At 67.7% G+C, this 18,515-nt stretch carries 19 protein-coding genes, 1 tRNA gene and 1 pseudogene; 15 read left to right on the top strand and 6 right to left on the bottom strand.

Going from position 1 to position 18,515, the window contains the following annotated elements; all coding sequences use genetic code 11:
* The first annotated feature begins 237 nt into the window (after positions 1-237).
* From OZ671_RS18310 to OZ671_RS18255, 12 genes are all read left to right on the top strand, one after another.
* A tRNA-Ser gene (locus OZ671_RS18310) sits at positions 238-327 on the top strand.
* Positions 328-891: 564 nt separating this feature from the next.
* Positions 892-2,076 (top strand): acyl-CoA dehydrogenase family protein, encoded by a 1,185-nt coding sequence (locus OZ671_RS18305; protein WP_268862074.1) that lies wholly within the window; start codon positions 892-894, stop codon positions 2,074-2,076.
* 2 nt (positions 2,077-2,078) lie between these two features.
* Positions 2,079-3,182: an acyl-CoA dehydrogenase family protein gene (locus OZ671_RS18300; protein ID WP_268862080.1), complete on the top strand. Its 1,104-nt coding sequence runs from the start codon at positions 2,079-2,081 to the stop codon at positions 3,180-3,182.
* Positions 3,179-3,976: an enoyl-CoA hydratase/isomerase family protein gene (locus OZ671_RS18295; RefSeq protein WP_268862073.1), complete on the top strand. Its 798-nt coding sequence runs from the start codon at positions 3,179-3,181 to the stop codon at positions 3,974-3,976. The genes OZ671_RS18300 and OZ671_RS18295 overlap by 4 nt, the downstream gene beginning before the upstream one ends.
* 43 nt (positions 3,977-4,019) lie before the next feature.
* The gene (locus OZ671_RS18290; protein ID WP_268862072.1) at positions 4,020-5,276 is read left to right on the top strand and encodes an ABC transporter substrate-binding protein; all 1,257 of its coding nucleotides are present in this window, start codon (positions 4,020-4,022) and stop codon (positions 5,274-5,276) included.
* Between the two features lie 70 nt (positions 5,277-5,346).
* Positions 5,347-6,234: a branched-chain amino acid ABC transporter permease gene (locus OZ671_RS18285; RefSeq protein ID WP_268862071.1), complete on the top strand. Its 888-nt coding sequence runs from the start codon at positions 5,347-5,349 to the stop codon at positions 6,232-6,234.
* Complete coding sequence (locus OZ671_RS18280; protein ID WP_268862070.1) at positions 6,231-7,235, top strand: branched-chain amino acid ABC transporter permease; 1,005 nt, start codon at positions 6,231-6,233, stop codon at positions 7,233-7,235. The genes OZ671_RS18285 and OZ671_RS18280 overlap by 4 nt, the downstream gene beginning before the upstream one ends.
* Positions 7,232-8,002 (top strand): ABC transporter ATP-binding protein, encoded by a 771-nt coding sequence (locus OZ671_RS18275; RefSeq protein ID WP_268862069.1) that lies wholly within the window; start codon positions 7,232-7,234, stop codon positions 8,000-8,002. The genes OZ671_RS18280 and OZ671_RS18275 overlap by 4 nt, the downstream gene beginning before the upstream one ends.
* Positions 7,995-8,699: an ABC transporter ATP-binding protein gene (locus tag OZ671_RS18270; RefSeq protein WP_268862068.1), complete on the top strand. Its 705-nt coding sequence runs from the start codon at positions 7,995-7,997 to the stop codon at positions 8,697-8,699. Before OZ671_RS18275 ends, OZ671_RS18270 begins: the two co-directional genes overlap by 8 nt.
* Positions 8,700-8,730: 31 nt before the next feature.
* Complete coding sequence (locus OZ671_RS18265) at positions 8,731-10,395, top strand: AMP-binding protein (protein WP_268862067.1); 1,665 nt, start codon at positions 8,731-8,733, stop codon at positions 10,393-10,395.
* Positions 10,388-11,068 carry a TetR/AcrR family transcriptional regulator gene (locus tag OZ671_RS18260; protein WP_268862066.1) on the top strand — a complete coding sequence of 227 codons (681 nt, stop codon included), beginning with the start codon at positions 10,388-10,390 and terminating at the stop codon, positions 11,066-11,068. The genes OZ671_RS18265 and OZ671_RS18260 overlap by 8 nt, the downstream gene beginning before the upstream one ends.
* Before the next feature lie 408 nt (positions 11,069-11,476).
* On the top strand, positions 11,477-12,544 hold the full coding sequence (locus tag OZ671_RS18255; RefSeq protein ID WP_268862065.1) for a reprolysin-like metallopeptidase: 1,068 nt from the start codon (positions 11,477-11,479) through the stop codon (positions 12,542-12,544).
* Positions 12,545-12,576: 32 nt separating this feature from the next.
* On the opposite strand, the gene OZ671_RS18250 is transcribed toward OZ671_RS18255, so the two are convergent.
* From OZ671_RS18250 to OZ671_RS18230, 5 genes are read right to left on the bottom strand one after another with little or no spacing between them, the layout of a single operon-like run.
* Entirely contained in the window at positions 12,577-13,134 is a 558-nt protein-coding gene (locus tag OZ671_RS18250; protein ID WP_268862064.1) for a hypothetical protein, read from the bottom strand.
* The gene (locus OZ671_RS18245) at positions 13,104-13,784 is read right to left on the bottom strand and encodes an MFS transporter (protein WP_268862063.1); all 681 of its coding nucleotides are present in this window, start codon (positions 13,782-13,784) and stop codon (positions 13,104-13,106) included. Before OZ671_RS18245 ends, OZ671_RS18250 begins: the two co-directional genes overlap by 31 nt.
* Positions 13,774-14,199 (bottom strand): arsenate reductase (glutaredoxin), encoded by a 426-nt coding sequence (gene arsC, locus OZ671_RS18240; protein WP_268862062.1) that lies wholly within the window; start codon positions 14,197-14,199, stop codon positions 13,774-13,776. Before arsC ends, OZ671_RS18245 begins: the two co-directional genes overlap by 11 nt.
* Complete coding sequence (locus tag OZ671_RS18235; protein WP_268862061.1) at positions 14,196-14,891, bottom strand: aquaporin; 696 nt, start codon at positions 14,889-14,891, stop codon at positions 14,196-14,198. The genes arsC and OZ671_RS18235 overlap by 4 nt, the downstream gene beginning before the upstream one ends.
* A gap of 15 nt (positions 14,892-14,906) precedes the next feature.
* Positions 14,907-15,266: an ArsR/SmtB family transcription factor gene (locus OZ671_RS18230; protein ID WP_268862060.1), complete on the bottom strand. Its 360-nt coding sequence runs from the start codon at positions 15,264-15,266 to the stop codon at positions 14,907-14,909.
* A gap of 49 nt (positions 15,267-15,315) precedes the next feature.
* Here OZ671_RS18230 and OZ671_RS18225 point away from each other — a divergent pair, with 49 nt between their 5' ends.
* The gene (locus OZ671_RS18225; RefSeq protein WP_442957100.1) at positions 15,316-15,840 is read left to right on the top strand and encodes a DUF6428 family protein; all 525 of its coding nucleotides are present in this window, start codon (positions 15,316-15,318) and stop codon (positions 15,838-15,840) included.
* Positions 15,841-15,876: 36 nt separating this feature from the next.
* Here OZ671_RS18225 and OZ671_RS18220 read toward each other — a convergent pair whose 3' ends face one another.
* Complete coding sequence (locus tag OZ671_RS18220; RefSeq protein WP_268862059.1) at positions 15,877-16,356, bottom strand: VOC family protein; 480 nt, start codon at positions 16,354-16,356, stop codon at positions 15,877-15,879.
* A 339-nt stretch (positions 16,357-16,695) separates the two neighbouring features.
* On the opposite strand from OZ671_RS18220, the gene OZ671_RS18215 reads away from it, so the two are divergent.
* Positions 16,696-17,034 carry a MarR family winged helix-turn-helix transcriptional regulator gene (locus tag OZ671_RS18215; protein ID WP_268862058.1) on the top strand — a complete coding sequence of 113 codons (339 nt, stop codon included), beginning with the start codon at positions 16,696-16,698 and terminating at the stop codon, positions 17,032-17,034.
* A 476-nt stretch (positions 17,035-17,510) separates the two neighbouring features.
* Positions 17,511-18,487: pseudogene (locus OZ671_RS18210) on the top strand (IS481 family transposase).
* Positions 18,488-18,515 lie beyond the last annotated feature (28 nt).

Below are 18,515 nucleotides of genomic sequence, written 5' to 3'. Positions count from 1 at the left end.
GCCCGGTCGAGCGGCGCCAGGCCCAGGCCCATATCGCCTACGGCCAGCCACGCGGCGCCTATCCCGCCGCGACCCGCGCCGCGCCCCAGCGCCCGGCGGTGGTCGTGCCGCAGCAGCAGACGAATCCGTTCATGAACTGGTTCCTGTTCCGCTGAGCCGCGGCCCGGAGCCGGGCGTCAGATACCCACCGCCCCCGCCTTGCAAATTGGCGCGGGGGCCGCTATCAGCGCCCTCCACGGACAGGTGGCCGAGTGGTTGAAGGCGCACGCCTGGAAAGTGTGTATACGGGGAACCGTATCGCGGGTTCGAATCCCGCCCTGTCCGCCACCACTACGCCTGTCCGGTCCGGACAATAAAAGAAAAGAACGCCCGTTCCGGGCGATAAGCCAGCATTTGCCCTGGGGTGCGATCCGGGCGTGAGGGATGCGCGCTTTGCGCCCGCCCGCGGCGCATCAGACTTCAAGCACGGCACGGCTTATCGGAAGCTAGCAAGGTCGCGACGCGTCGCAATCCAAGGCTGGCAACGCCCCCCTCTTTTTTGAATTGTCCGGTCCTGACGACGGGCAGGGCGTCCTGGCTGCTTCGAACGGGAACATCCGATCAACGATCGCGGATGATGCCGGCGCCCCATGTGTGATCGCGCCGAACGACCCGCCGTGGGAGCGCATGATCAGGCGTGAATAGCTCCGGGGCGGAAGCCGAGGCTCGGCGACCAAACGACCTCCGACAGGACAGCATGCAGGCGCTGATCGCGCCGAGGCGGGCTGTGGAACGGCCGGCCGCCGTCGGTGCCGAACTCGGTCGCTCGGGGGATGGCAGGCCCTCTTGGCAGGCGCGATCGGCCAGGTATGATTGATGGATCATAAATCAATAATTGGGTTGGAAACGATCGTGCAGGCCGAACTTGGGGCGTTCCGCGAGGAGGTCAGGTCCTTCTGCCGTCAGGCCCTGCCAGACGACATCAGACGCAAGGTCGCCGAGAACCTCGTGCTCGAGCGCAGCGATCACCAGCGCTGGCAGAAGATCCTCTTCGCCCGCGGCTGGATGGGCGGCCACTGGCCGCGCGAATGGGGCGGACTTGACTGGAAGCCCCTGCAGCGCTGGCTTTTCGAGCAGACCCTGGCGGAGGAAGGCGCACCCTGGCTGATCCCGATGGGCGTCGCCTATGTCGGCCCCGTCATCTACTCCTTTGGCAGCAGGGCGCAGAAGCGCCGGTTCCTGCCGCCGATTCTCAGCGCCGACCATTTCTGGGCGCAGGGCTATTCGGAGCCCAACGCAGGATCGGACCTCGCGGGGCTGAAGACCCGCGCCGAGCGCGACGGCGACCACTTCGTCCTCAACGGCCAGAAGACCTGGACCACCTATGCCCATTGGGCGGACTGGATGTTCTGCCTGGCCCGGACGCAGAAGGGCGAGCGACCGCAGGATGGCGTGTCCTTCCTGCTCGTCGACATGGCCTCCCCGGGCGTGACGGTTCGCCCGATCGCCACCATGGACGGCAAGCACCATGTCAACGAGATCTTCCTCGACAATGTGCGCGTCCCCGCCGAGAACCTTGTGGGCGAGGAGGGCAAGGCCTGGCGCTACGCCAAGTTCCTGCTCGTCCAGGAACGCCTCATCGCCGCCGAGACCGGCCGCATCCGGCACCTGCTCGCCGGCCTGAGGGCTGTCGCCGCCGCGCTGCCCGAGGGGGGGCGGCCGCTCGCCGAAGCGCCCGCCTTCGCCGCCCGGATCGCCGACATCGCCATCGACCTTGCGGCGCTTGAGGCTGTCTGCGCGCGGTTGCTGGGCCGTGCCGATGGCGATGCTCCCGGTGGAGTCGAGGTCAACATGCTGAAGATCCGCTCATCGGAGCTCCAGCAGCGGGTGACCGAGGAGATGATGCGGGCCCTGGCCCGGATCGGCATCCCCTTCGATCCGGCGACCCTGTCGCCGGACGCGAGCCCGCCTGCCGCCTGGCCCTCCGGGGCCACGGGCATGGCCAGCGAGTTCATGCACCTGCGGGCCGCGACGATCTACGGCGGCTCCAACGAGATCCAGCGCGGCATCATCGCCAAGCAGGGACTGGGGCTGTGACCATGGTGACCGCGCCTTTCCCCCAGGACGATATCCGCGGCGCCCTCGGCGACAGCGCGGCGCGGCTTCTCGCCGGCGGTGGCGACGACGTCATGGTTTATGCCGCCATGGTCGAGGCCGGATGGCTGGCGCTGGCGGTCGACGAGGCAAAGGGCGGCCTCGGGCTCGGGCTGGCCGACCTCGCCGAACTCGCCCGAGCCCTCGGCGAGGCGCGTTCAACGGTTCCAGTCATGGCGGTCGCCGGCGTGGCCGTGCCGCTGCTCGCGGCGGCCGAAGGTGCCGTCGCAGCCGAGCTTCTGGCCGCGACGCTCAGCGGCGGAGCGGTGCCGGTGCTGGCCCACCAGGGCGCCGATGCCGGTCATGCGCGAGGCCATGGCATGGCGCGCCTCGCGCCGGCCTCAGGCGGCTTCAGGCTCACCGGACGCTGCGTCGCGGTCGAGGCGGCCGCGCTCGCCGATCACCTGCTCGTCCCCGCGCGCCGACCGGATGGGGCGATGGCGATCGTCGCCGCCGCGGCGAGGGAGGCCGGCATCGAGCGCCACATCTACCGCGCGCTCGACGGGCGGCTTTTGATGGATGTCGCGATCGACATGGCGGTGGCCGAGGATCGCTGCCTGACGCCGCCGGATGCCGGGGCAGCATTCGACACGGCTCTCGACCGTGGAGCGCTCCTCACCGTGGCGGAGGCCGTGGGCTCCATGCGCGTCCTGCTTGCCGACACGCTCGCCTATCTCAAGACGCGCCAGCAGTTCGGCCAGCCGATCGGTCGCTTCCAGGCGCTCCAGCATCGTGCCGTCGATATGACCATCGCGCTGGAGGAGGCCGAGGCCGTGGTCGATGCCGCCGCGACGGCTGCCGCAGGCGAGGATTTCGCCCGCGCCGTCGCCGTCGCCAAGGTGATCGGCTGCCGCTCCGCTCGCCTGATTGCCCGCGAGGCGGTGCAGATGCATGGCGGCATCGGCATCACCGAAGACCTGCGCGTCAGCCACCATTTTCGCGCGCTCGTCGCCACCGAGGGCCGCTACGGCGACGACGACGCCTATCGCGCCCGCTACGCCGCCCTCGAGGCTGGCCAATCCCTTCCCGTCGAGGAGCATCACCCATGAGCCGCTACGACCACTACCAGACCATCAAGGCCGAGCGCCGGGGCCGCATTCTCACGATCTCGCTCGACCGGCCGAACGAGCTGAACGCGGTCAACGCCCAGCTTCATCGGGAGCTGTCGCGGATCTTCCTTGACGTGCGCGACGACGCCGAGGCTGACATCATCGTCCTGACCGGCGAGGGCCGCGCCTTCTGCGCCGGCGGCGACATTGACTGGATGCAGTCCACCATTGACCGTCCCGAGGAATTCGAGGTGACCGGCCGCGAGGCGAAGGACATTGTCTTCAGCCAGATCGACCTCGACAAGCCGCTCATCTGCCGCCTGAACGGCCATGCAACGGGCCTCGGCGCCTCGCTCGCTCTGCTCTGCGACATCATCATCGCCTCGGACAAGGCGAAGATCGGCGACCCACACGTCTCCGTCGGACTCGTCGCCGGCGACGGCGGCGCCTTCATCTGGCCGCAGCTGATCGGCCATGCCAAGGCCAAGCACTACCTGCTCACGGGCGACCTGATGACCGCAGGCGAGGCCGAGCGCATCGGCCTCATCACCAAGGTGGTGGCCCCGGAGGATCTCGACTCCGAAGTCTATGGCCTCGCCGAACGCCTCGCGAAGGGTGCGCTCAAGGCGATCAACTGGACCAAGATCACCGCCAACCTGCCGCTGAAAGCCCTGTTCCACGCCCATTTCGACGCCGGCCTCGCCTACGAGACCATGTCCAACCTCACCGCCGACCATCAGGAGGCGGTCAACGCCTTCCGCGACAAGCGGAAGCCCGTCTTCAAGGGCCGCTAGAGCCCGCTTGGCAGCAACAACACAAAACCCTCGAGGAAACCCCATGTCGAAACTCACCCGCCGCGCCCTTTTGGCCTCGGGTGCCGGCACTGCGCTGGCGCTCTCCGCCAATTCCCGCATCGTCGTCGGCCAGACCAACGAGCCCATCCGCCTCGGCGTCGTGACGCCGCTCTCGGGTCCGCAGGAGTTCATCGGCAGCTTCGTGAAGAACGGCGCCGAGGTAGCAGTCGAGCTCATCAACAGGGCCGGCGGCGTGCGCGGACGGCCCCTGGCCATCGAGTTCCGCGACGAGAAGGCCAATCCAGCGGCCGCCACGACGGTGGCGCGCGAGCTGCTGGGCATGGGGATCAACCTGCAGCTCGGCACCATCGCCTCGACAGTGGCGCTCGCTTACGGCCCGCTGATGCAGGCGGAGAACGGCGTCAACCTGACCTGCGGCGCCGGATCCGAGAAGATCAACCACGAGAACTACAGCCCGCACGTCTTTCGCATCGGCGACGGCACCTACCGCATGCGCGCGCAGGCGCGGATGATGGCGGAGAAGTTCCCGGACGTAACGAGCTGGACCGGCATCATCCCGGACCACGAATACGGCCGGACGGTCTGGGCGATCTATGTGGACGGCCTCCTCGAATTCTACCCGAAGATCACCGGCAAGCAGCCTGAGATCGTCGATCCGATCATCGTGCCCTATGGCAGCGGCGACTACCGCAACTTCATCACCCAGGCGGCGCGCACGCCGGCCCGCGGCATCGTCAACGCCACCTATGGCGGCGACGCCGCGACCTTCTTCCAGCAGGCCCGCCCCTTCGGCCTGTTCAACAACCGCATTCTCATGGACGCGGCGAACGAGTTCATCGTCGCCAACGCCCTCAAGACGCAGGTGCCGAAGCACTGGACGGGGACGCACTGGTATTATGCCGCCAATTCCTCGCCGGTGAGCGAGATCTTCTACAAGGCCTATGTCGCCAAGACCGGGCAGAAGATGCCGATGGGCTGGGCCGGCGAGGCGCAGGCGGCGGTCGCGGCCTATGCTGCCGCGATCGCCAAGACCGGCTCGACCGAGACGAAGGCCATCATCGAGGCATTGAAGGGCCTGACCTTCGACACCGTGACCGGCGCCCGCACCATTCGCGCCGAGGACAACCAGGCGATCAAGGACCTGGAGATGATCCAGATCGAGCCGGATCCGACCGCCGATGTCGGCTTCAAGGTCTCCGACTACGTCAAGATTGCCGGCGCCGGCGTCATCGAGCCGGCCACCCCCGGCAAGGCCATGGTCCTGCGCAAGCGCGCCTGAGGCTCCCCCTCCAACGGGGGACGGTGCCTGTCGCCGTCCTCACCCTTTTCCTGCAAGGGGATGCCGCCTCATGGTCGCGGACCTGCCGACGCTGCTCTTCAACGCTCTGGTCTGGGGCATGGCGACCTTCCTCGTCGCCGCCGGCCTCACTATGATCTTCGGGATCCTGCACGTGCTGAACTTCTCGCACGGCGGGTTCTTCATGATCGGCGCCTATCTCGCCTGGACCCTGACCAACTGGTCCTTTTTGTCGGGGAACCTTGCGGGTTTCCTCCTCGCCAGCGTCCTCGCGGGCGTGGTGACCGGGCTCCTCGGGCTGGTCGTCGACCGCGCCATCTTCCGTCGGCTCGCCCATGTCGACGGCGCCTATGTGCTGGTCGCGACCTATGCCCTGCTGCTCGTCTGCAACGGCTTCGTGAAGCTCGTCTGGGGCCTCAACGTGGTGAGCGCCTCGCCGCCGCCGGAGCTCTTCGAGGTGTCGTTCGTCGGCAACCTCGTCCTGCCGCACTACTCGCTCTTCGTCATCGTCGCCGGGGTGCTGGTGTTCCTCACCCTCGAATGGCTGATCAACGGGACGGCGATCGGCCGGCTGATCCAGGCGATCGCCATCGACCCCTGGATGGCGCGGCTCCTCGGCGTCAATGTCGGCCTGATCTATTCGGCGACCGTGGTGATCGGCTTCGCCCTCGCAGGGCTCGCCGGCGGCCTCCTCGTCGCCAACCAGAGCCTGTCGCCGGACCTTGCCGGCATCTTCATCATCCAGGCCTTCGGCGTCGTCATCGTCGGCGGCATGGGCTCGATCCGTGGCGCCTTCCTCGCGGCAATCCTGCTCGGCCTCGTCGACAGCTTCGGCACGGCCCTGCTGCCACAGATGCCGGGCGTGCTCTTTTTCGTCGCCCTCGCGGTCATCCTGCTGGTCCGGCCGCGTGGCCTCATCGCGTCGGGGAGGCTCTCGTGACGCTTTCGCCGCCGATCCGCTTCCTCCTGGTCCTCGTGCCGCTCACGGGCGCCGTGCTGCTCCTGCCGCTCGTGGCCAATCGCGGCCTGGTCTTCCTCGCAGGTGTCGTCGCCATCAACGTTGTCCTCGGCCTGTCCTTCAACCTGCTCTTCTCCACCGCCGGCCTGCTCAGCTTCGGCCAGGCGACCTTCTCGGCGGCGGGCGCCTATGCGGTGGCCCTGCTGCTCCTGCGCGTGCCCGAGCTCCCCTTCGTCGTCGCCCTCGCCGTCGCGGCCGCCGTCGGCGCGACCATCGCCACGCTCATCGGGCTGGTGGCCCTGCGGCGCACCGAGGGTGTCTATTTCGCCGTCCTGACCCTCGCCTTCGCCGAACTTGTCCACGTCGTCATCGCCAAGACCTCGTTCTTCGGCCGCAACGACGGCCTTGCGGGCATTCCCCGGCCGCGCCTCGGGCCCATCGACCTCGCCCAGGGGCACGCCTACTACGTCTTCGTCGTCCTCGTGACGGCGCTGCTCATCGCCTGCCTCTGGTGGGTGACCCACTCCCGGCTCGGGCGCTCCTTCCGCGCCGTGCGCCTCGACCCGATGCGCGCCGCCTTCCTCGGCATCGACGTGCGCCGCCGCCGGCTCGAGGCTTTCGCCATCTCGGGCGCCTGCGCGGCGACAGCCGGCGGGCTGATGGGGCCGCTCACCTCCATTGTCAGCCCCGATCTCGCCCATTGGGCAGAATCGACCAAGCCGATCCTGTTCACGCTGCTGGGCGGGGCCGGCCACTTCTGGGGCCCGCTGGTGGGTGCGATTGTCTTCTCAGGCGTCGAATATGGCACGCGCAGCCTCGCGGGGGCCTCCGACCTCATCACCGGCGGCCTCCTTCTGGCCGTCGTCCTCGCGATACCCGGCGGCCTGCTCGGGCTCGCCGCGCTTGTCGTCGGCCGCCTGCGCCGCAAGGGCCCGCCGGAAAAGTCCGCGGTCCAGCCCGTCGCGGAAGGGGGCCGGCCATGACCGATGCTCCGCTCGTGGTCGAAGGCCTGTTCGCCGGCTATGGACGAACCCCCATCTTGAAGGACGTCTCGCTCTCGGTCGCGGCCGGCGAGCGCCATGTGGTGATCGGCCCGAACGGCGCCGGCAAGACCACCTTCTTCCGCACCCTCTGCGGCGAACTCCTGCCCTCCGCCGGCCGGATCCTCTTCGAGGGCCGCGACGTGACCCGGCTCGACGGCTTCCGGCGCGTGCGAGCCGGCATGGGCCGCTCCTTCCAGGTGGCACGCGTCTTCGCCGACATGACGCCTGCCGAAAACATCATCGTCGCTCTCGAGGCTGGGGAAGTGTCGAACGGCACCGCCGGCTGGCGCTTCGCCACCGGGCCGAAGCCCGGTCTGCGGCGCGAGGCCGAAAGGATACTGTCCGACCTCGGTCTGTCGGCTTGGGGCGACGCGCCTGCCTCCGTCCTCGCCCACGGCGACAAGAAGCGGCTGGAACTCGCCATGATGCTGGCGCTGAAGCCCCGCCTGCTGCTGCTCGACGAACCGACGGCGGGCATGGCCTCGGCCGACCGCACCGCCGCCGTGCGCCTCGTCGACCGCATCGTCCGGGAGACCGGGGCAACGCTGATCCTGACCGAGCACGACATGGACGTGGTGTTCAACCTCGGGACCCGGATCAGCGTGCTCCATTACGGCGAGATTGTCGCCACGGACGCGCCGGAGGGAATCCGAGGCAACGCCTTCGTCAGGGAGATCTATCTGGGACGTGGAGGCCATCATGCTTGAGGTCGCCAATCTCGACGCTTTCTACGGCGATAGCCACATCCTGCATGGCATCGGCTTCACTATCAGCGCCGGCGAGGGCGTCGCACTGCTGGGACGCAACGGCGCCGGCAAGTCGACGCTTTTGAAGGCCTTAATGGATGCGGGGCCGAAGGTCCGCGGCACCGTCCGCCTGGACGGCGCTGACCTCGCGGGCGAGCCGACCCACCGCCGCGCGCGGCGCGGCATCGCCCTCGTGCCCGAGGATCGGCGCATCTTCACCCACGTTTCGGTCGCCGAGAACCTGGAACTCGCCCGCCACGCCTGCCCGCCGGGCGTGGTGGCGCCGACGCCCCAGGAGGTCGCGGCGCAGTTCTCGCTGCTGCAGCCGATCCTCGATCGGCGCGGGGACCGGCTGTCGGGCGGCCAGCAGCAGATGGTCGCGGTCGGGCGCGGGCTCATGGCGCGGCCCCGCCTCCTCATGCTCGACGAACCGGCCGAGGGGCTTGCGCCCGTCATCGTCGAGGACATGGCGCGGGAGATCGCGGCGGTGCGACGGCGGGAGAACCTCGCCCTCCTCGTCACCGAGCAGAATATCGATTTCGCCCGCGCGTGCACCGACCGGCTGCTGATCATCGATTCGGGCGCCATCGTCTTCGCCGGCGACTGGCGGAGCTTCGATGCATCACCCGATCTCGAAGCGCGCTACCTCGCCGTCTAGGCAGGAACGACGAAGGCTCATGGGGATGACGATGAACGCTCCTTCTCCCTGGCGCGACCCGAGCGGATGGTCCACGCGTCTCGATGCGGCGGCGCTTTCGCGACACCGGGCGAGCGGCGCATGGCGCAACCGCACGATCGCCGACGACGCACGCCAGCGTGCCGCCGCAACACCGGCCGCAGTCTGTCTGCAGCTCGGCGAGCAGACCCTGACCTTCGCCGAGGCCCTTGCGCGCGGCGAGCGGCTGGCGGTGAGCCTCTGGGACCTCGGCCTCAGGCCAGGCGACGTCCTGTCCTTCGCCCTGCCGAACTGGCTGGAGGCCGTTTCCGTCGATCTCGCCGCGGCGCTCCTCGGCCTCGTGGTCAATCCCATCGTACCGATCTACCGGGACGCCGAGTTCGGCCTGATCCTCCGCCATTGCCGAGCCAAGGCCATTATCATCCCCGAGAGCTTCCGCGGCTTCGACTATGCCGCGATGATGCAGCGCCTGCGGCCAGGGTTGCCCGACCTCGCCCATGTCGTCGTCGCGCGGGCGCCTGCCCCCCTGCCCGGCACCCTCGCCTTCGACGAGCTGGCCGCGGGCGCCGGTTCCGTTCCCTGGCCGCGCCAGGTGCCGGAGGCCGTGAAGATGGTGATGTACACTTCCGGCACCACCGGCATGCCGAAGGGCGTTCTCCACACCCACGAAACCATGGCCCACTCCATGGCCTGCTGCGTCGACCACTGGGGGCTCGCCAAGGGGCACGTGGTGCTGATGCCCTCGCCGGTGACCCACGTGACCGGCTTCGCCTGGGGACTGGAGCAGCCCTTCCAGCACGGCCTGAAATCCGTGCTGATGGAGCGCTGGAACGGCGACGAGGCGGTCAGGCTGATCGACGCCCATGGCGTCGCGGTGACGGTCGGGGCGACGCCCTTCCTGCAGGAGCTGGTGGACGCCGCCACGCGGGCGGGCTCGCGCCTGCCCTCGCTCAAGGTCTTCGCCTGCGGCGGCGCTGCCGTGCCGCCCGACCTCGTGACCCGCGCCAATGCGCTCTTCGCCAACGGCCAGGCCACCCGCGTCTATGGCTCGACCGAAGCGCCGATGATCACCCTCGGATTCGTCTCGCCCGACACTGCATCGCTCGCAGCCGAGACCGACGGACAGGTCATCGACTACGAGGTGAGGATCGTCGACGAACGGGATCGCGCGGTCGCCCCCGGCAGTGAGGGCGAGATCCTCGCCAGGGGGCCGGCGCTGTTTGTCGGCTACGGAGATGCGGCCGAGACCGCCGCCGCCTTCACGAGCGATGGCTTTTTCCGCATGGGCGACATCGGTCTCTTCGGCGCCAGGGATTCGATCCTCATCACCGGCCGCAAGAAGGACCTGATCATCCGTGGCGGCGAGAACATCTCCGCCAAGGAGATCGAGGACGCGCTCCACCGCCACCCCGCCGTCCGCGAAGCGGTTGCCGTCTCCATGCCGCATGCCCGTCTCGGCGAGACCGTCTGCGCCTATGTCGTACCCTGCGAGGGGCATGCGCCCAATCTCGCGGAGGTCGTCGCCCATCTGGAGGCCGCCGGACTTGCAAGACAGAAGTTTCCAGAGCATCTGGAACTCGTTGATGACCTGCCTCGCACCGCCTCGGGCAAGGTCAAGAAGGACATCCTGAGGCGCATGATCGCCGACCGCATGGCCATGGAACGCCCGCTTGTCTGACGCGTCCACTCGATCCGCACCGTCCCGTGTGCCGCCGCCTCGGCGGGCGTCCCGCCGCCCGCCGAGCGCCCGCCAGGCCGCCAAGAACGCCGAAACAAGGCGTCGGCTGATCGAGGCTGCCGGCGTGATCGTGGGCCGTCATGGTTACGCGGGCGCCTCGATCGCGCGGATCACGGCGGAAGCTGGCGTTGCCCACGGCGCCTTCTACCTGCATTTCGACAATCAACAGGCGCTGTTCGATGTGCTGCTTCCGGAGCTTGGCGGTGCCATGCTGGACAGCCTCACCTCGGCGATACGCGATAGCAGGTCGCTGGAGGAGATCGAACGGCGTGGCATCACCGCCAATTTCGCCTATCTCGCCGCCCATCCGGAGATCCACCGGGTGATGAACGAGGCCGAGCTCTACGCGCCGGCGGCATTCCAGCAGTATCTCAAGGAGATTCAGACCCGTTACGTTCGGTCTCTCAAACGGAGCAAGAAGCGCGGCGAACTGCGCCAGTTCGCTGACGAGGAACTCGAAACGGTCGCGGCGCTTCTCACAGGCGCACGCTCCTACCTGCTGATGATGTTTTGCAGAGACGACAATACGGTCAAACCGCTGGATCCGGACAAGCTGGAGACCTATCTCGACGTGTTCATGAACGGCCTTCGGGATCGGTCGGCCGAAACCTGACGGCCGGAATGTCGGCATCGCGTGGTGCCCGCCTCGGCGCTCGCTTCCGGTCGCGACCCGCGCAGACGCGCGTCAGCCCGGAAGCCACCCTTGAGAGATGGACAAGGTACGGATCTGTCGGGCGGTCGCGTGAAACACGGCGTCGGCAATGGCTGGCATCGCCGAACGATAGTTCCGACCTGGCGTCACGAGCCGCGCCGGCTGCGGGGTGCGACATGACGCGCCTGCACGCCGGCTCGCGCTGTCCAGACGACCGGCAGCATGCCGTAGACGTGATGGCGGCGCGACTGTGGACGAACGCGGCGGTCGGTGCGTGCGCCACCGCACAGCATTCACGCCTCCCTCGTGCTCAAAACGCGGGTGCGCGCTTCGATCTTGCGGTCGGGCGGCTTTGTGCGGGAGGAGCGGATGCCGCATTTCGTCAAGTTTGTCGGAAATCCCCACGCCGCGGCGCCGCCGGCCATCAAGCGGCGGGATCAGACGACGTCGGTGGGCCAGTCCATCCGCATCGGTTTCACCAACATTCAATCCTGGATCGACATCCGCGCCAACAATTCGAGCGTGCGCATCACCGAGCGGGAGGCCGTCGAGGCGGCCACAAATGGCATAGCCTGGTTCGAAATCGTCGGGATGTCCGAGGGTTCGGCCGAGATCATCGCTGTCGATACCAACACGAACTACGTCTGGGATCAGTTCACGCTCGATGTCAAAGGCAAGGTCAAAAAGAACGATCGGCCCCCGGTCCGAGGCATGACGTTCAATTATTATGTCGATACGAAGGGCATCGGTTCGAATTTTAACGCGTCGATCGTTCTTGAATGGAAGGTGGCGCTCGTTCCGGTCAACGGGCCCAGCGTCAAAGATTCCGATGGTATCGCCTTTGGCGCGTCCAACTGGGGTCGCGGCGAATGGAATGCCTGGACCGCCAAGTTCAAGAAGATGATCGAGTCCGCATGGAGCGAGAGAATCTGGCTTTCCACGCCGGCATCGCTTCATGATCTCGAAGTGAGCGATCCCGGCGGTGGAAAACGCCGCGTGAACCTCCATTGCGTGCTGAAATGCGTCCTGTCCAACTCCGCCGCCGCGCACCAGATCATCAGGGTCGTCAAAGCCAGCTTGCCCGCCGTCGGCGTGTTTCGCTCCGATTCCCGTCTCCTCGACAAGAACGATTTGAATGTCGACCCAGTCGGCACCTATTCCGGGCAGACCAAGCCGTTTGTCACGGCCGTTCACGAGATCGGGCACAATCTCGGCTTTACGCATGCGTGCCAGGCAACCACCCCCGCGACCCCTTACTGCGTGGCCACGGACCCGGAGAGCGGGGAAATCATGGCGACCGGCAACGAATTGCGCGCCCGTCACGCAATGCCCTGGCAGAGGGCCGCAGCGACCTGGTTCAGCAGCGCCGGAACCCCATGTCTGCCAAGTGATTTCGGCCCGTCATTCGTGCGGCTCGCGCCGGTCGCGATGCCATAGCGGGTGCCTTGGAAGCGTGGCGACGGCAAATGTCATCGGCGATCTGCGGCAGCGTTCCAGCACCACCACCCGAGCCCGATCGTCAACCCGACATTCAGCACCGACGCGCCGGCCATCACGCCGAAGGCCAGCGCCGCCCCGCCCTTGTCGATCAGCACCGCACCGAGCGTCGGGGCGATCGCCATGCCGATCAGGATCGGCAGGCCCAGCCTGCCCATCAACGGCGCGTACCGGGCCGGGCCGAACAGGACCAGGGGGACGGTGCCGCGCACGATGGAGCTGATGCCGTTGCCGGCGCCGTAGGCGATGAGCGCCAGCGCGACGAGCGGAAAGCCGGCCCAGAGCAGCAGGATGCCGATCGCGACGAGAACGACGCCCGACAGCATGGCCCAGAGCGGGTGAAAGCGCCGGCCGGCCGCCATGTCGACGATGCGCGCGGCGACCTGCGAGGGGCCGATCAGCGCGCCGAGCGCGACCGCCGCGGCAAGGTCGAGCCCGCGCGCCTGGAGGAGCGTCAGAAGGTGCATGGACATCATCGACAGCGTGACCGAGCCGATGGTCAGGATGAGGCCGAGCAAGGCGAGGGCCATCGGCTGGCGCTCAAGGGCAAGGGCTCGGCGATGGTCGCGGCCGCCGCCGGCATGGCTTCGAGCGCGGGCGGGCGGCGCGGCAGGCAGAACCAGTAGAGCGGCGCGCCCAAGCCGATATGGATCGCGGCATAGGCTGAGCAGGCGGTCCGCCAGCCATGGGTTTCGAGCAGCCAGGCGGTGGCGGGCCATGAAACGGTGCTGGCAAAGCCGCCGAACAGGGTCACGAAGGTGATCATGCGCCGGGCGGCATGGCCATAGTGGCGGCCGAGCGTCGCGAAGGCGGGATCATAGAGGCCGCAGGCCATGGCAAGGCCGAGCACCGCCCAGCCGAAAAGATAGGCCGGCAGGGCGGGGGCTGCGGCAAGACAGCCGAGCCCGGCCGCGAAGAGCAGGGAGCTCGCGGCCAGCACCGGGCGGCCGCCATGGGCCTGGATCGCCTTGCCGACGCGCGGCGATGCGAGGCCCGCGATCAGAAGCGCGATCGACAGGCCGCCGACGACGAAGGAGGACGGCCAGCCGGTGTCGGCGGCGATCGGCCCGGCGAGAACCCCGAGCAGATAGAACGAGGATCCCCAGGCGAGGATCTGCAGGGCGCCGAGGACGATGACCGCCGCGCGCCGGCGACTGTGCTCGGTGGCCTCAGGCGACATGCGGCGCCGCCGGCCTCGGCGGCACGATCTCCCCGTCCTCCTTCACGAAGGGACCGATATCGGGGTTGGGCAGGATGTCGAGCACGGTTTCCGAAGGACGGCAGAGCCTGGCGCCGCGCGGCGTCACCACGATCGGCCGGTTGATCAGGATCGGATGGGCCAGCATGAGGTCGATGAGGTCGTCATCGGTCCAGCGCTCCTCGCCGAGGCCGAGCTCCGCATAGGGCGTCCCCCTTTCGCGCAGCAGATCGCGCGGGCCGATCGTCATCGCTGCCATGAGCGCGACGAGCCGCTCCCGCGTCGGCGGCGTCTTCAGGTATTCGATGATCTCGGGCTCCTCGCCGCTCTGGCGGATCATCGCCAGGGTGTTGCGCGAGGTTCCGCAATCCGGGTTGTGATAGATGACGATGCTCATGCTTCGCGCTCCCTTGCCGGCCCGCCGGCATCGTGTCCGAGCAGCCATGTGGCCAGCGCCAGTGCGATCAGGGCGCCCGCGCATTCAGCGGCCACGAAGGCCGGCACGTCCGGCGGGCGAATGCCCGAAAAAGTGTTGGTGAGGCTGCGTGCGATGGCCACGGCGGGATTGGCGAACGAGGTGGAGGCGGTGAACCAATAGGCGCCGGTGATGTAGAGGCCCACCAGCCACGGCACCGCGTCCGCGCGGAAGCGCAAGCCCGCGAGGATCGTGGCGACCAGCCCGAAGGCGGCCACGGCTTCGGACAGCCACTGCCCGCCGCCGGTCCGGATTTTCGCGGAGAACTCGATCAGCGGCAGGCCGAACATGGCGTGAGCCGCGACGACGCCGGCAAGGCCGCCGACGACCTGCGCCATCACGTAGAGCGCTGCCTGCGACGGAGCCAGCACGCCCCTCAGCGCAAGGACCATGGTGACGGCGGGATTGAAGTGGGCGCCCGATATCGGGCCCAGCGTCACGATCAGAACGACGAGGATCGCGCCCGTCGGCAGTGCATTGGCAAGGAGCGCCACCGCGCCGTCGCGCGTCAGGCTGTCGGCCATGATGCCGGACCCGACCACCGTGGCGACCAGCAGCAGCGTGCCCAGGGCTTCCGCTGCCAGCCGCCGGCCGATGTCGAATGGCTCCCTCACCGTGGCGCGCCCGCGTCAGACATGTTCCGCCGCCCGTCCCTCGGCCGGTCCGCAGCCGGCCCCGCCCGGTGCCGGCGCGCAGATTTCCGGATGGCCGGCGCAGCAATCCTCCATGAGGAATTCGACCAGGCCGCGCAGCGCGCGGTAGTCGGCGGCATAGATGATCGAGCGCGCCGCGCGCCGCGCGGCAATCAGGCCCGATCCTTCCAGATCCTTCAGGTGGAACGAGACGTTGGAGGCGGAAACGCCGACCGCCTCGGCGATCGCTCCCGATGCGAGGCCGTCGGGCCCGGCCTGGACCAGCAGGCGGACGATGCGCAGCCGGGTTTCCTGCGACAGGGCGGCAAAACCGACACGCGCTTGACGCTCATCCATATTTCAACAATCCTACATTCATAGGAATATCGAAATAAGGATAGCTCCGATGCCTGCCGCTGCCAAGCCCATTTCCGACGGCATGATCCATGGCCCCGAAATCGGTGCGGCCGAGCTTTTCCGCGCGCTCGCCGATCACCGGGAGAAGGCGCTGGTGTTCAGCTATGACGGCCGCGACGTGCAGCCGAGCTATCACGTCACGGAGGTCAAGACCGGCGCCTTCAGCGGCCTCGATTGCGGCGCGAACCCGGAGCGCTGGAACGAAACCTTCGTGCAGCTCTGGGACATCGTCGAGGCGAGCCGCGGCCATATGGCGGCGGGGAAATTCCTCGCCATCATGGCCAAGGTCGCCGAGCGCGTCGGCCTTCCCGGTGACGCCCGGCTGACTTTCGAAGTCAGCGACGGGGTGCGGCCGATGCAGCTCTACAAGGCCGACCGCATCGCCGTCGACGGCGCCGTCGTGCGCGTTCCGCTCTCCGCGCGTCCTTCGAGCTGCAAGCCACGCGACCGCTGGCTGGAAGAGCGGCAGAGCGGCTGCTGCGCGACCGCGTCCGGGCAGTCCTGCCGCACCTGACCGCGCGGCGTCCCGCCCGCGATCCGGCGCGCCGCGTCAGCCCCTGCGCGCCGCTTCGATCGCCGCGACGTCGATCTTGCGCATCGCCATCATGGCCTCGAAGGCCCGTTTCGCCTCCCCGCCGCCGGCCGCCAGCGCCTCGATCAGCACGCGCGGCGTGATCTGCCAGGAAACGCCCCATTTGTCCTTGCACCAGCCGCAGGCGCTCTCCGCGCCGCCATTGCCGACGATGGCGTTCCAGTAGCGATCGGTCTCCTCCTGCGTCTCGGTCGAGATCTGGAAGGAAAAGGCCTCGTTGTGCTTGAAGGCCGGACCGCCATTGAGACCGAGGCAGGGAATGCCGGCGACCGTGAAGGCGACGGTCAGCACGTCGCCGGCCTTGCCGGAGGGATAGTCGCTCGGGGCGCGGTGCACGGCGCTCACCGTGCTGTGGGGAAAGGTCTCGGCATAGAAGCGCGCCGCCGCCTCGGCATCCTTGTCGTACCACAGGCAGATCGTGTTCTTGGCAATGGCCATGGCTTGTCCCTTTCGCTCGCCCGGCCGGTCCGGCCCGGCTTTCAGCCCGCTGCGAGGACCGCGTCGCGCGGATCCATCGCGACAATGCAATGCCTGTGGCCCGCCGGACGTTCCGTGGTGCCGGACCGAAGGCGCCGGGCCGAGCTTTTCGGCGATCCACCGAAAGAGGCACGGGGCTCGGGCCCGTGGAAGCGCGAAACGGGCCGGCAATAATACTATCACATGATACGAATAGCCGCGGCGCCGCAGGCTGCCTTTCCTGATCCAGAGGTGAAGCACAGGCCGTGGGCCGGAGCCGGATGCGCCATGTCGGCTGCCGACGCGAGGCGGAAGCAGACGATGAGCAGGCAAGCGTCGGAGCCGTTCCAACTAACCGACTTCTTTCCCTACCGGCTGGCCGTGCGGTCGGAGCGCGTCTCGATGGCGGTCGCCCAGCTCTATTCCCACCGCTTCGACGTGACGCGCGCCGAATGGCGGGTGCTGGCGGCGCTCGCCGTCAACAACGCCATGACCCCGAAGGAGATCATCGCCTATTCGACGCTGGAGAAGATGCAGGTGAGCCGGGCCGTCGCCGGCCTCGAGGAAAAGGGCGCGACCGACCGGAGAGCCCAGATCCTCACCCTGACGGCGGCCGGCCGGGCCCTGTTCAAGACGATCGCGCCGATTGCGCGGGCGTGAGCCGATCTCCTGCAGGGCCTCGACAGCGCGCAGCTCGCCCTGCTCGCTTGGAGTGCACCCCCTGAGTGAAACACGGTAATCAGGTGACAGGTGCCTGTGAGGGGAAGCCATGACCCACGAACTGCACCGTGTCTTTTGAGCTTCCTTCAAGGCGGCGGCGCTGCGCCGGGTGGAGGCGGGCGGACCGTTTGCAACGGTAGCGCGGGATCTGAGGATCGAGCGCAAGCTTTTGTACGACTGCCGACGTGCCGACGAGGTGCTGCCGGGCTGGAGAACCGCAAACCGGGGCGCAAGCCGGGCCAGCCCAAGGCGCCTGAATTTGGCTATTCAAGCCGCCGGCGAAATTGCCTGGCGATCTGGCACAAGTCCATGCCCGGATTGCCGAGCTTGAGCGCAAGATTGAGCGTCAACAGATGGGCTGGATTTTTTTTTGCAGAGCCTTGCATCTGACGGACGGCGCCGGAGGCTCAGGCCCCATCGCCCCCGCGGGCCAGCTACTCCATGGCAGCGCCACGATCACGTACGCCGTCCGAGCTGCAATACAGCGATCGATGGCTCCGCTCAAAGAGCTAGCTGGGCGCTACGCGCCTCAACCAGAAGACAGTTGCCAAGTGGCGCAAGCGCAGTTTTCTCCACGACGCGCCGATGGGGCCGAAGGCGCCTCGCTCCACCGTTTTGACATCGGAGGAAGAGGCCATGGCGGTCGCCTTCCGCAAACACACGCTGCTGCCGCTTGATGACTGTCTTTACGCCCTGCAGGCGACGATCCCGCATCTGACGCGCTCGGCCCTCCACCGCTGCTTCCAGCGTCACGGCATCAGTCGGCTTCCCGCGATCGATGGGGAAAAGGCCGCCAAGAAGACCTTCAAGCGCTATCCGATTGGCTTCTTTCACATCGACATCGCTGAAGTGCGGACCGAGGAAGGCAAGCTCTACCTCTTCGTTGCCATCGATCGGACTTCGAAATACGCCTTCGCCCAGCTCGCGCCGAAAGCGACCACTCGCGAGGCCAGGGCTTTCCTCGACGCACTGGTGGCGGCGGTGCCCTACGAGGTCCACACCGTGCTCACCGACAACGGCATCCAATTCGCCGACCTGCCTAAGAACCGCCAGGGACCGACTGCCAGATTCCGCGGACACCCCTTCGATCGCGCCTGCTCGAGCCATGGCATCGAGCATCGCCTGACCAAGCCCAATCACCCATGGACCAATGGTCAAAGTGGAGCGGATGAACCGCATCCTCAAGGAGGCCACCGTACGGCGATATCATTACAACACCCATCGGCAGCTCCGGGACCACCTCGCCGCGTTCCTGGACGCCTACAACTTCGCCAAGCGCTTGAAGACCTTACGCGGCCTCACACCATATGAAGCCATCTGCAAAGTATGGGCAGATGAGCCCGAACGCTTCAGGCGCGACGCCGCCCACTTGACCTCGGGACTGAACACCTAGATGGACCGTCGTTTCTCCGCACCATTTT

The organism is Phreatobacter sp. AB_2022a (assembly GCF_026847585.1).
GTDB lineage: Bacteria > Pseudomonadota > Alphaproteobacteria > Rhizobiales > Phreatobacteraceae > Phreatobacter.
Note: the sequence above shows the minus strand (reverse complement) of the source record. Positions and strands in the feature narration are given on the sequence as shown.